10 protein-coding genes are annotated in these 12,887 nt (G+C 62.5%); 4 read left to right on the top strand and 6 right to left on the bottom strand.

Going from position 1 to position 12,887, the window contains the following annotated elements:
* Positions 1–128 precede the first annotated feature (128 nt).
* The 6 genes from K225_RS22735 to K225_RS0119180 form a co-directional block, all read right to left on the bottom strand.
* Positions 129–251, bottom strand: a complete 123-nt coding sequence (locus K225_RS22735) for a hypothetical protein (RefSeq protein WP_255346487.1) — start codon at positions 249–251, stop codon at positions 129–131.
* Positions 252–312: 61 nt separating this feature from the next.
* Positions 313–1,203, bottom strand: a complete 891-nt coding sequence (locus K225_RS0119200) for a LysR family transcriptional regulator (protein ID WP_026437828.1) — start codon at positions 1,201–1,203, stop codon at positions 313–315.
* 251 nt (positions 1,204–1,454) lie between these two features.
* Positions 1,455–1,784 (bottom strand): EthD family reductase, encoded by a 330-nt coding sequence (locus tag K225_RS0119195; RefSeq protein ID WP_026437827.1) that lies wholly within the window; start codon positions 1,782–1,784, stop codon positions 1,455–1,457.
* Between the two features lie 98 nt (positions 1,785–1,882).
* On the bottom strand, positions 1,883–3,271 hold the full coding sequence (locus K225_RS0119190; protein ID WP_026437826.1) for an NAD-dependent succinate-semialdehyde dehydrogenase: 1,389 nt from the start codon (positions 3,269–3,271) through the stop codon (positions 1,883–1,885).
* A gap of 32 nt (positions 3,272–3,303) precedes the next feature.
* Positions 3,304–4,179, bottom strand: a complete 876-nt coding sequence (locus K225_RS0119185) for an NAD(P)-dependent oxidoreductase (protein ID WP_026437825.1) — start codon at positions 4,177–4,179, stop codon at positions 3,304–3,306.
* A gap of 27 nt (positions 4,180–4,206) precedes the next feature.
* Positions 4,207–5,508 carry an MFS transporter gene (locus tag K225_RS0119180; protein WP_026437824.1) on the bottom strand — a complete coding sequence of 434 codons (1,302 nt, stop codon included), beginning with the start codon at positions 5,506–5,508 and terminating at the stop codon, positions 4,207–4,209.
* 457 nt (positions 5,509–5,965) lie between these two features.
* Here K225_RS0119180 and citF point away from each other — a divergent pair, with 457 nt between their 5' ends.
* From citF to K225_RS0119160, 4 genes are all read left to right on the top strand, one after another.
* A complete protein-coding gene (gene citF / locus K225_RS0119175) occupies positions 5,966–7,498 on the top strand; it encodes a citrate lyase subunit alpha (RefSeq protein WP_026437823.1) in 1,533 nt (510 codons plus the stop codon).
* 49 nt (positions 7,499–7,547) lie between these two features.
* Positions 7,548–8,729 (top strand): CaiB/BaiF CoA-transferase family protein, encoded by a 1,182-nt coding sequence (locus K225_RS0119170; protein ID WP_026437822.1) that lies wholly within the window; start codon positions 7,548–7,550, stop codon positions 8,727–8,729.
* Positions 8,729–9,592, top strand: a complete 864-nt coding sequence (locus K225_RS0119165; protein WP_026437821.1) for a CoA ester lyase — start codon at positions 8,729–8,731, stop codon at positions 9,590–9,592. Before K225_RS0119170 ends, K225_RS0119165 begins: the two co-directional genes overlap by 1 nt.
* 169 nt (positions 9,593–9,761) lie before the next feature.
* Positions 9,762–12,887: pyruvate carboxylase (locus K225_RS0119160; RefSeq protein ID WP_026437820.1), on the top strand; the 3,126-nt coding region annotated here is incomplete at its 3' end.

The raw sequence follows: 12,887 nt of genomic DNA, 5'->3' as shown, positions 1-12,887 counted from the left end.
CAGGCGGGTATCGTTCTGAATGCCAGTGCGGGGGGCAATGCGGGGTCGCCGGACGCTCACGAACCAGCTGCTCGCCTGGGCATTCATGCGCTGGCGCAGCGTGGGGCTCGATGGCACGGCATCCAAGGTCAGGGCTCGGGTAAAAAAGCATCGCCCCGGTAGGCCTCGATGGCGTCAAATTCGCTCTTGCCCTGGCACAACAAAGCCAGGTCGCTCTTGAGGATGGCGCTATTGGCCACGCTCGAGCGCACGGGGAAGGCAGCATCAGATAGATGCCGTAATGGCCGCTGAATTTGCTAATTTTCAGTTAATCTATTGTTCAACTGAAATCAGATGCTCCATTAGTGCAGCTATTGCCTGCTGAGTGATTCGCTCCGGGCGTACGCAAACAAGCATGCTACGCTCAGCCCAAGACTCCTCCAACGAATAAACTCTCAAATCCATTCCGGGCGCCAGCGCATCCGCAGCTTGCCGTGGCAGGAGGCCGACACCCAAGCCAGCTTGAACCATACGGCACACTGCCTCAAAGCTACGCACTTGAGCACGTAGCCGTAAAGTTTTTTCATAAACCACTGCCTGTGATGCGACTAACTTCATCATAGAAGAGTCGCCTTCCAATGCGGCTACGTCATAATCCATCACGTCTGTGAACCGGATAGATTCAGAAGCCGCGAGTGGATGACTTGGTGGCACAACTACGGCGAGCCTGTCAATGCGGTAGGGGTAGAAGCTAAGGCTGTCAGTAGCCACTCCATCCAACACAATCCCTATGTCTGCATCGCCCGCGAGAACAGAATTGACGATACTTTGGCTCCACATCTCGCGGATGGTCAGTCTGATTCCTGGATGCATCGCAGAAAATTCCGCGAGATCGGAGGGCAAATAAGCTGTCATCGCCGAAGTATTGGCGAAGATTCGCAACGAACCTTGGCGACCACTGGCATGATCGCCCATATCGGCTTGCATGTGATTGACGTGCATTAGCAGTGTCTTTGCATGTGCAAGCAGCGCTTGGCCAGCAGGGGTTAGTTCTACTCCTTTGGGAGAGCGTTCAAACAACGGAGCTTTGAAGCGATGCTCAAGGAGCGAAATTCGACGACTAGCTGCGGCCAGTCCGATATGGGAAACTTCTGCGGCTTTTGTAAGGCTATGAAGTTCCGCAGCTCTAACAAACAAAGCCAGAGAGTCCATGTCCGGGAGCATTAGACCTCCTGTGCAGATCTGGATAGGTCAATGTAAGATCCATCCAAACATCGTAAGTATGCGTGAGAAGCCAATGCTCCCGACGCTCAACTCAACGCTCACGCTCGACGAGAGGATGGAAATGACGATAGTCAGTGCAAAAGCCACTTCATGAGAAGCGTGTGATCCTAATCGCAGGCAAAACGAGAGTGGTTGACGGAGCAGTACGCGACATCATGCCTCTTGCCAATTGTAGGGCCCAACCCTATGGGCTAGGGCCAGATTTGCTGATATTCGTGGCTGATGATGGGGTAGATCGATTGCGTGAAGTTGGGTAGATCGGCGAGCAGTATCTTGCCCTCCGGACTAGCGAAGGATGCGTTCATCACTTCCTCGGATTCATACCAGAGTTCTGAAAATCCGTGGTAGCCGAATTCCGGAAAGCGCTGCCGGTCCACCAGGTTGACCGAGTAGCGCAGCAGGTTGGGAAGCTTCTTGCACAGCGGTGCGTGCACGTTGAGCCAGTGGTTGACGAAATCGTCATAGGACATGTCGACCCTCTTGACGACCTGGCCCAGGCGCTTGACGGCATTGGGAGTCATGGATGGTTCCTTTCAGGTGTGGTGGGAGTGGTGCGTAGCGACGAAGGACGCGATTTGCCGGGCAAGCGCTGGCACCGTTTTCTTGCCACGGCATCCGATTACTTGCGATTGAACCAGACGGCTCGGGTGTTCATAAACTCGTACACGCCCAGGTCCGACAGCTCGCGGCCATAGCCGCTTTTCTTGATGCCGCCGATGGGAATGCGCGGATCTGATACCGGATAGCTGTTGATGAAGAACCCGCCCGTTTCGACGCGGGCCGCGATGCGGTTGCCCAGTTCGCGGTTGCGGGTCCAGACGGAGCCGCTCAAGCCGTACTCGCTCTGGTTGGCCAGGCGGATGGCGTGTTCGACGTCATCGGCGATGCACAGCGCCGCCACCGGGCCAAAGGTTTCCTGGTCGAACGCCGGCATGCCGGGCGCGACGGCGCCCAGCACGGTGGGCTCGTAGTAGCTGCCGGCATGGTCCGGAACCTGGCCGCCCAGCAGGACCTCGGCGCCAAGGCGCACGCTTTCCTGCACCTGCTGGTGCAGCTCGTCGCGCAGGTCGGCGCGTGCCATGGGGCCGATGTAGACGTCGTCCCGCTCCGGGTCGCCCATCTTCAGCGCGCGCACGGCACGCACGAAGCGCTCGGTGAATTCCTGCGCAATGGGCCGCTCCAGGATGATGCGCTTGGCCGCAACGCAGATCTGGCCGCTGTTCTGAAAGCGCCCGACCACCGCGGCCTCGACGGCGGCGTCCAGATCCGCATCCGCCAGCACGATGAAGGGGTCGGAGCCGCCCAGCTCCAGCACCGTCTTCTTCAGTGCGGCGCCGGCCTGCTGGGCAATGGCCCCGCCGGCGCGCACGCTGCCCGTCACCGCGACGCCGGCGATGCTCGGGTCGGTGATGACGCGCGACACCTGGGCGTTGTCGAGGTTGACCGACAGGAACGCACCGGCCGGAAAACCCGCTTCCTCGAACAGCGCCTGCGTCTTCCCGGCGCATCCCATCACGTTCGGGGCGTGCTTGAGAAAGTAGGCGTTCCCACCCAGCAGGATGGGGATAGCGCCGCGAACGATTTGCCAGTAGGGGAAGTTCCAGGGCATCACGGCCAGGATCACGCCCATCGGTTGGTGGATCACCGTGGCGTCGGCGCCGATGGGGGTGGGTTTGGGCGCCAGGATGGGGCCGCCGTGATCGGCATACCAGTCGCACAGCACGGCGCATTTCTCGACTTCGGCGCGCGCCTGCGTGATCGGCTTGCCCATCTCGCGCGTCGCCAGCAGTGCCAGGCTGTCCTTGTCGCGGCGCAGCAGTGCGCCCAGTTGCCGGATGGCGTCCAGCCGCTGCTCGACGGGGGTTGCCGACCAAGCCGAATAACCATCGTGGGCCAGCGCCAGTGCGGCCTCCAGTTGCTCGGGTGTGTCGAAGGGGTATTCGCCCACCGTGTGGCCGGTGGCCGGGTTGATGGATCGGGTAACAGGTGTCGTGGGCTTGGACGGCATGGGTTTTCTCAGTGAGTGCAGCTTGTGGGCATTCAGTGCGGGCGCGGGCGCAGCACATCGACGAGTTCGGGAACGAAGCGGTCGGGACCGGAGCGCTCGACCGCTTCGGCAAAAGTCTGCTGGACGGCGTTGGCAATGCCATGCGTCGATCCGCTGTCCTTGGCCATGGTGGTGAAGTAGCCGATATCCTTGAGCGCGTTGCTCATGGCAAAACGCAGCGCGGACGGGTCGTGCTGCGTCAGGTAGGGCCGCAGGCGTTCGAGCGCGGAGCCGGCGCCGCCGCCCTTTGCGAGCACTTCGACGAACACGGCGGGGTCGATGTCTGCATTGAGCGCCGCCGCCGCGGCTTCGGCGATCAGCGCGATGGAGCCCAGCGAAACGTAGTTGTGCAGCAGCTTCATCCGGTGGCCGGCGCCCGTGCCGCCCACAAGCGTCACGTTTTCCGCAAAGCAGCGCAGCACCGGCAGGCATTCCTGGAACAAGCCAGTATCACCACCGACGAGCAGGTTGAGCCTGCCCTCGGCGGCTTCCTTCGGCGTGCGGGTCATGGGCGAATCGAGAAAGCGTCCGCCACGCTCGGCAACGGCCTGGGCGACTTTCTCGGTGGACGAAGGAATCGCGGTAGAGCAGTCGATGACCACGCTGCCCGTGGCCAGGCCAGAGAGTACGCCGTCTGGACCGTGGAGCACGGCCTCCACCTGCGGTGTGCCGGTGACGCACAGCAGCACCATCTGCGAGCGGCGCGCCACCTCGGCGGGCGTGTCCGCCTGCCCAGCCCCGGCCGCCACCAGTCCATCGACGGGTTGATTGCCAGAATGTCTGAGCAAGGTGAGCTGATGACCGTGCTTTTGCAGGTTGGTGGCGATTCCGTGGCCCATCAGGCCAATGCCGATCATGCCGATATTCATCTCAATGTCTCCTGTATAGGGGATAGTTCAACGATTCACCGTGCGTGCCGGCACGAACGCCATGATCAGAATGGCGCTAAGCACCAGGCAGGCCGCTAGCACATACATGCCGCTGGCCGTGCTTTGCGTCATGTCCTTGACGAATCCGACCATATAGGGGCTAACGAATCCCGCCAGGTTGCCCAGCGAATTGATCAATGCAATGCCGCCCGCGGCAGCGGCGCCCCCGAGGAAGGCGGTCGGGCAACTCCAGAACACCGGCAGTCCGCCCATGATGCCCGCGCAGGCGACCGACAGGGCCACCAGTGCCAGTGTGGTGTTGTCGGCGTAAATCGTGCTGAGAACCAGGCCAACCGCTCCCAACAGGCAGGGAATGGCAAAGTGGATTCGCCGCTCGCGGTACCGGTCGGCACTGCGGCTGACAAAAATCATGCAAACCGTGGCCGCCGCGTACGGAATGGCGGTGAGCAGGCCAATGTGTGTTGCATGCTGTACGCCGGTTGCCTTGATCAGGGAAGGCAGCCAGAATCCGATGCCGTACAGCCCCATGACCACGCCGAAGTACACGGCGCTGAGCACCCAGACCCGGATGTCGCCCAACGCGCCGCGGAACGAATGCGACGAAGCGGATTGCTGGTCTTTTGCGATATTGGCGCTGAGGAGCGACTTTTCGTCGGCCGTCAGCCACTTCGCCTTGGCAATGTCGTCGTCCAGATAAAACAACACCACCAGACCGACCAGTGCCGTAGGCACGCCTTCGAGCAGGAACAGCCATTGCCAGCCGGCCCAGCCATTCAATCCGGCAAAAGTCTCCATGATCCACCCCGAGAGCGGACTGCCCAATACCCCGGAAATGGGAATGGCTGTCATGAACATGGCCGTCATTCGACCGCGGCGATCCGACGGAAACCAGTAAGTCAGATAAAGAATGATCCCGGGAAAGAATCCGGCCTCGGCGATACCAAGCAGAAACCGAAGGACATAAAACATGGTCGGGGTGGTGACGAACATCATGGCCGCCGATACCAGGCCCCAGGTAATCATGATGCGTGCAATCCAGCGGCGCGCGCCAAAACGATGCAAAAACAGATTGCTGGGGACTTCAAAGAGGAAATAACCGATAAAAAATATACCTGCGCCCAGGCCGTAAACCGCTTCGCTGAGCTGCAAATCGTTGAGCATCTGCAGTTTTGCGAAACTGACGTTCACGCGATCCAGGTACGCCAGAACGTAGCAGAAAAACATGAAGGGGATGATGCGCAGCGCGACCTTGGCGTAAGTGAGCCGTTCAAAGTCTGTTGATGCTGCGTTCAATGCGGCGGTATTCATGGCTGTCTCCAGTCGGCCTGTTGTATTCGTGACTCAACCATGCCGTGAGAACATGGCTGCAGAACAGAGGGCAATTGTTGTGCAGTTGGGCGTTGACGGGGAAGCCGAATCTCGTCAACGCAGGGTATTCAAAAAATCGAAGTCGGTATAAACCCTAATTAATTTGGCTGCATGAATACTCCTGTATTTTCTCTAGCGCGCGACACCTTCGAAATTTTCGAACCCCGCCATTAGATATTTCAGATTCCCCCTGGGACGCATGCAATGTCATCATTCAGTGGCGTCTATTGCAGACCCTCGATGAGACGGTGCATGAAATGCTATGGTGATTTGTGATCGCCGCGTTATTTGAAAATAATGTCATCCATTTTTCAATTTGAATTGAAGTGGTGGCCATCAATATTGCTGCGGCGTAACGGTCGTCGTGCTGGCCGATAAAATCAACTGGAGTAATGCCATGGATCGGGACCACCCGCTACCGGCCGTTCTTGACGGGTATGGCGCGGTGCGCCCGTACTGCGGTGCAGTCCTGTGGCCAGAGGCCCGGCTTGCCGGAGAAGGTACCGAGGCGGCGAGTCCGGGCCGCTCCAAGTGCCTGGCATCGATCGATGTGGCGCTGCTGGCGTGCGCGGTACGCGATGGTGCCACTCTGTCTTTCCACCACCACCTGCGCAATGGCGATCAGGTGCTCAACCAGGTGATGGAGGCCTGCGCGGCGCGCGGGCTCAAGGGGCTGACCGTTGCCGCCAGTTCGCTGTTTCCGGTCCATGCGCCGCTGGTTGAACACATGCGCAGCGGCGTGGTCACGCGCATCGTGACCGCCTATATGTCGGGACCGGTCGCCGATGCCGTATCCGACGGCGTTCTGCAAGCACCTGTGGTGATGCAGACCCACGGCGGACGCGCCCGCGCAATCGAGACGGGCGAACTGAAGATCGACGTCGCCTTCATCGCCGCGCCCACGGCCGACGACTACGGCAACATCAATGGCGCCCAGGGGCCCGCGGCCTGTGGCCCTCTGGGCTATGCCATGGTCGACGCCCGCTACGCGGCGCGCGTCGTTGCCGTGACCGATCACCTGGTGCCCTATCCGGCCTGTCCCATCGACATCGCCCAGGACAAGGTGGATTTCGTCGTCCGGGTGGATTCGATCGGTGATCCGAAAGGCATTCTGTCCGGTACGACGCGCCCGACGAGTGATCCGGTGGGCCTGGAGATCGCACGCTTGGCGGCCCAGGTGATCGGTGCCTCGGGTCTGCTGGTAGATGGCTTCTCGTTTCAGACCGGTGCGGGTGGCATTTCGCTCGCTGTGGCCCAGGAGTTGCGAGACCTAATGCGGGCACGAGGTGTCAGGGGCAGCTTTGCTGCCGGCGGTATCACGGGCTACCTCTGCAAGATGCTGGAGGAAGGGCTGTTCCGAACTCTGTTCGACGTGCAGTGCTTCGATCTAGTGTCTGTCCATTCGTACCAGACCAATCCTCGACACCAGGCCATGTCGGCATCGCTCTACGCCAGTCCGGCGAACCGGGGGGCCGTGGTGAACCGGCTGGACGCGATGATTCTCGGAGCGGCGGAAGTGGACGTCGATTTCAACGTCAACGTGACCACAGGGTCGTCCGGCCGAATTCTGGGTGGGTCCGGCGGGCATGCCGATACGGCCGCAGGCTCCAAGCTGGCCATCGTGACCACGCGCCTGGCGTCTTCGGCCGGACCCAAAATCGTGCAGCGGGTGAACTGTGTCACGACCCCCGGGGAAACCGTGGACGTGGTTGTCACCGAGGGAGGCATTGCGGTCAATCCACGCCGCGAGCAGTTGTCGCGGGATCTGGTCGCCGCAGGCCTGCCGGTGAAGTCCATCGAAGAGCTTCGCACCATCGCAGGCGCATACCACCAGCCCCGCGAAGTTCGCCGCGGCGAGTCGCGCATCGTCGGCGTGGTTGAGTACCGCGACGGCAGCGTCATTGATCTCATTCGTGCGGAGGCCAAGTAGCGTCGATCGCGTAACCGTCAACCCAACTTTGAACTTGCAAGGCATCACCATGACAAGACCTCTGGACGGGATCACCGTCATTTCCCTGGAGCACGCTATCGCGGCTCCGTTCTGTACCCGCCAACTTGCGGATCTCGGGGCGCGCGTCATCAAGATCGAGCGGCCCGGCGCGGGAGATTTCGCCCGCGCCTACGACCAGCGTGTCAACGGAGAGGCTTCGCACTTCGTGTGGGTCAATCGTTCCAAGGAGAGTCTGACCCTGGATCTCAAGCAGCCCGCGGCCCAGGCTGTCCTGATGGAACTGATCGCCGGTGCCGATGTACTGGTGCAGAACCTCGCACCGGGCGCTGCCGCGCGCATGGGCCTGGGCGCTGAAGCGCTGCAAGCAAAGCATCCCTCCCTCATCGTTTGCGACATTTCAGGCTACGGCGAGGATGGGCCATACCGCGACAAGAAGGCGTATGACCTGCTGATCCAGAGCGAGGCAGGTTTCCTGTCGATCACTGGAACACCGGACGAACCCTGCAAGTCCGGCGTCTCGATCGCGGACATTGCCGCTGGCATGTACGCCTACACCTCGGTGCTGGCAGCGCTCATGCAGCGGGACAAGACGGGCAAGGGCTCGCACATCGACGTCTCGATGCTGGAAGCCCTGGGCGAGTGGATGGGCTTCCCGATGTACTACGCCTTCCAGGGCGCCGCGCAGCCAGTGCGTAGCGCTGCCTCGCACGCCACGATCTACCCCTATGGGCCGTTCCCTGCGGGCGATGGCGGTACGGTGATGCTGGGTTTGCAGAATGAGCGCGAATGGCGCGTGTTCTGCGAGCGCGTGCTGGAAATGCCGATGCTCGCCACGACGCCCCGGTTTGACAGCAATGCGCACCGCAATGAAAACCGCGAAGCGCTGCGCGAAATCATCGTGGAGGTCTTCCGTTCGCTCAGCACGCAGCAAGTGCTGGAGCGTCTCGATGCGGCGCAGATCGCCAACGCACGCATGAACGACATGGCTGGCTTGTGGAACCACGAACAACTCCAGGTACGCAAGCGCTGGCGCCAGGTCGCGTCACCGGCCGGCGAGATTCCAGCGCTGCTGCCACCGGGCCGGCACAGCGCCTTCGAGTACCGGATGGATGCAATTCCTGCCGTTGGCGAGCACACCGAACCCATTCTTCGCGCGCTGGGCAAGGGCGATGCAGACATTGCGGCTATGCGTGAATCGGGAGCCATCTGATGACTGCGAATCTGCAAGCCCCGTTGGCGCTGGCGCGCACGTTTCTATTCGTTCCGGCTGATCGCCCCGAGCGATATGCCCGTGCACTCGCTGCCGGCCCGGGCGCGGTGATCATCGACCTCGAAGATGCCGTCGCACCTGACAGCAAGGTGCAGGCGAGGACGACCCTGGCCGAAGGCTTCGCCGGGCTCGCCGCCGAGGACAGAAGCCGCATCCTGGTTCGGGTCAACTCCTTCACCACGCAGTGGCACGAAGCGGATCGGGCGCTTGTGGCGCAGTTGTCGTCGCAGGGCCTGGGCGGTGTGGTTTTCCCGAAAGCGGAGAACGCAGCGGATCTGGCCCCCATGGCCGAGGCAGTGGGGAGCAACGGCGTCCTGATTCCGCTGATCGAGTCGGTCAAGGGCTTGGATGCCGTCGATGCAATCGCGAATGCCCCCCGAGTGCTTCGCCTTGCCTTCGGGCATCTCGATTTCCAGGTCGATCTGGGGTTGTCCTGTGATCCCGACGAGTCGGAGCTGACTTCGGTGCGTCTGGCCCTGGTGATGGCCAGCCGGCGCGCCAATCTGGCGCTGCCCATCGATGGCGTCACTGTGGAATGGAAAGACACAGCGCGCATGGAAACCGATACGCGCCGCGCCCGGCGTGGCGGCTTCGGCGGCAAGCTCTGCATTCACCCTTCGCAGGTATCCATCGTTCAGCAGGCGCTGGGGCCGACCCCTGATGAGTTGGCTTGGGCAACGCGAGTGCTTGACGCAGCGCAAGCCGCTGCCGGCGGCGTCGTAAGTCTGGACGGCCGCATGGTCGACATGCCTGTTGTGCTGCATGCGCAGCGTCTATTGGCACTTGGAAATCAAAAGGGTTGAGTTCGACTGCTGCGAAGGTCTATTTCAGTCGCCCCCGGAAGGCGCTTCCCCTCTTCCGACTGCCGATCACGATCTCAAACGAGACGAAAACGGTGTCTTGCGCTAGCGGCTGACGTACTGCCGCTGCGTTGCCACCTTCTATTAGGCCACATTGATCACCGAGATACCGATGTCACGACCCCATACCCACTCTTCCCGGAAGATCAAGTCCGTCCTGATCGCCAACCGTTCCGAGATCGCCATCCGCGTGATGCGCGCCGCCTCGGAGATGGACATCCGCACCGTGGCGATCTACTCGCGCGAGGACCGGCTGGCGCTGCACCGCTTCAAGGCCGATGAAAGCTACCTCGTGGGCGAGGGCAAGAAGCCCCTGCAGGCCTACCTGGACATCGCCGACATCCTGCGCATTGCCCGCGCCGCCCAGGTCGATGCCATCCACCCCGGCTATGGCTTCCTGTCCGAGAACCCTGAGTTCGCCGAGGCGGTGATCGCCGCCGGCATCGAATGGGTCGGCCCGCGCCCCGAGGTGATGCGCACCTTGGGCAACAAGGTCGCTGCGCGCAACGCCGCCGTGGCGGCGGGCGTGCCGGTGATGCCGGCCACACCGCCGCTGCCGCTGGACCTGGAAGAGTGCAAGAAGCTGGCCGCCGGCATCGGCTACCCCGTCATGCTCAAGGCCAGCTGGGGCGGGGGAGGGCGCGGCATGCGTGTCATCCGCAGCGAAACGGAACTGCCCGATGCACTGGCGGCCGCTCGGCGCGAGGCCCTGGCCGCTTTCGGCAACGACGAGGTCTATTTCGAGAAGCTGGTGCAGCGCGCCCGCCACGTCGAGGTGCAGATCCTCGGCGACCGCCACGGCAACGTGGTCCACCTGTTCGAGCGCGACTGCACCGTGCAGCGCCGCAACCAGAAGGTGGTGGAGCGCGCCCCCGCGCCTTACCTCGATGATGCCCAGCGCCAGGCCCTGTGCGACAGCGCCATTAAGCTGATGGCTGCGGTGAACTACACCCATGCCGGCACGGTGGAGTTCCTAATGGACGCCGACAGCGGCCAGTTCTACTTCATCGAGGTCAACCCGCGCATCCAGGTCGAACACACTGTCACCGAACTCATCACCGGCGTGGACATCGTCAAAGCCCAGTTACGCATCAGCGAGGGCGGGCGGATTGGTGTCACCGAGGACAACGAAGACGGCGTTCCCGCCAGCGGCGTGCCGGCGCAGGAGCTGATCCGCTTCAACGGCACAGCGGTGCAATGCCGCATCACGACCGAAGACCCGGAGAACGGATTTCTGCCCGACTATGGGCGGCTCTCGGTCTTTCGCAGCGCCTCGGGCTTCGGCATCCGGCTCGATGCCGGGACGGCCTACAGCGGTGCCGTCATCACGCCGTACTACGACTCGCTGCTGGTCAAGGTCACGGCCTGGGCACCCACGGCCAAGGAATCGGTGCAGCGCATGGATCGCGCACTGCGCGAGTTCCGCATCCGCGGTGTGGCCTCGAACCTGCAGTTCCTGGAGAACGTGATCAACCACCCGGACTTTGCGTCCGGTGCCGTGACTACGCGCTTTATTGACACCACGTCCGAGCTGCTGGAGTTTGCCAAGCGACGCGACCGCGGTAGCAAGCTGTTGGGCTTCATGGCCGGCGTCACTGTCAATGGCAACCCCGAGATGGCGGGCCGCAAGATGCCCGACTTGCCATTCCCTAAGCCCGTGCTGTCCCGCGTGGACTTGAGCACGCCCATCCTGCCCGGCACCCGTGACCGGCTCAAGGAACTGGGGCCGAAGAAGTTTGCCCAGTGGATGCTGGACAGTAAGCCGGTCCTGATGACCGACACCACGCTGCGTGACGCGCACCAGTCGCTGTTCGCCACCCGCATGCGCACGGCCGACATGCTGCCCATCGCGCCGTTCTATGCACGCGAGCTGCCGCAGCTGTTCTCCATGGAGTGCTGGGGCGGTGCCACCTTCGACGTGGCCATGCGCTTCCTCAAGGAAGACCCCTGGCAGCGCTTGGCCCAACTGCGCGAGCGCGTGCCCAACATCCTGTTCCAGATGCTGCTGCGCGGCGCCAACGGCGTGGGCTACACCAGCTATGCCGACAACGTAGTGCAGTTCTTCGTCAAACAGGCAGCCGCGGCCGGCGTGGACCTGTTCCGCGTGTTCGATGCGCTGAACTGGGTGCGCAACATGCGCGTGTCTATTGACGCCGTGCTGGAAGCCGGTGCGCTGTGCGAGGGGGCTATCTGCTACACCGGTGACCTGTTCGACGCCGGCCGCAGCAAGTACGACCTCAATTACTACGTCGGCATCGCCAAGGAACTACAGCAGGCCGGCGTGCATATCCTGGCCATCAAGGACATGGCGGGTATCTGCCGGCCGCGCGCTGCCGGTACCTTGGTCAGGGCGTTGAAGGAGGAAACCGGCCTGCCGGTGCACTTCCACACCCACGACACCAGCGGCATCGCCGCCGCCTCGGTGCTGGCGGCCGTGGAGGCGGGCTGCGACGCGGTGGACGGTGCGCTCGACGCCATGAGCGGCCTCACGGCCCAGCCCAACCTATCGGCTATGGCTGCTGCGCTGGCGGGCACCGACCGGGATCCTGGCCTGTCGCAGCACGCACTGCATGCGGCTTCCACCTACTTTGAAGGTGTACGGCGTTTCTACGCGCCGTTCGAGAGCGACATCCGCTCCGGCACGGCCGACGTCTACCGCCACGAGATGCCCGGTGGCCAGTACACCAACCTGCGCGAGCAGGCGCGCGCCATGGGGCTGGAGCACCGCTGGACCGAGGTCTCGCAGGCCTATGCCGACGTCAACCGCCTGTTCGGCGATATCGTCAAGGTCACGCCCACCTCCAAAGTGGTGGGTGATATGGCCCTGATGATGGTGGCCAACGATCTCACGCCGGCCCAGGTGGCCGACCCGGCGCACGAGGTGGCTTTCCCCGAATCGGTGGTCTCACTGTTCAAGGGCGAGCTGGGCTTCCCGCCCGATGGCTTCCCGCGGGACTTGTCGCGCAAGGTGCTGAAATCCGAACCGCGCGTTGCCTACCGCCCCGGCGACCACCTGCCGCCCGTGGATCTGGAGGCCGCACGCACCCAGGCTTCGCACGCAGGTGGCATGGCCAGAGATGAGATGGACGACCGGCAACTGGCCAGCGCGCTGATGTACCCCAAGGTGGCGGCCGATTTCCACCGCCACCTGCAGCAGCATGGTGATGTCTCGGTGCTGCCCACGCCGACCTTCTTCTACGGCATGAAGCCCGGCGACGAAGTGGCGTTAGAGATCCAG

This window comes from Acidovorax sp. JHL-9, from assembly GCF_000426205.1.
Taxonomy (GTDB): Bacteria; Pseudomonadota; Gammaproteobacteria; order Burkholderiales; family Burkholderiaceae_C; genus Acidovorax; species Acidovorax soli.
The sequence above is the reverse complement of the archived record's forward strand: the minus strand, read 5'-3'. Positions and strand labels throughout refer to the sequence as shown.

Excerpts from the sequence above, each read along its gene's own strand:
- K225_RS0119200 (WP_026437828.1), bottom strand. The coding sequence starts at position 1,203 with ATGCTCCCGGACATGGACTCTCTGGCTTTGTTTGTTAGAGCTGCGGAA.
- K225_RS0119195 (WP_026437827.1), bottom strand. The coding sequence starts at position 1,784 with ATGACTCCCAATGCCGTCAAGCGCCTGGGCCAGGTCGTCAAGAGGGTC.
- K225_RS0119190 (WP_026437826.1), bottom strand. The coding sequence starts at position 3,271 with ATGCCGTCCAAGCCCACGACACCTGTTACCCGATCCATCAACCCGGCC.
- K225_RS0119185 (WP_026437825.1), bottom strand. The coding sequence starts at position 4,179 with ATGAATATCGGCATGATCGGCATTGGCCTGATGGGCCACGGAATCGCC.
- K225_RS0119180 (WP_026437824.1), bottom strand. The coding sequence starts at position 5,508 with ATGAATACCGCCGCATTGAACGCAGCATCAACAGACTTTGAACGGCTC.
- citF (WP_026437823.1), top strand. The coding sequence starts at position 5,966 with ATGGATCGGGACCACCCGCTACCGGCCGTTCTTGACGGGTATGGCGCG.
- K225_RS0119170 (WP_026437822.1), top strand. The coding sequence starts at position 7,548 with ATGACAAGACCTCTGGACGGGATCACCGTCATTTCCCTGGAGCACGCT.
- K225_RS0119165 (WP_026437821.1), top strand. The coding sequence starts at position 8,729 with ATGACTGCGAATCTGCAAGCCCCGTTGGCGCTGGCGCGCACGTTTCTA.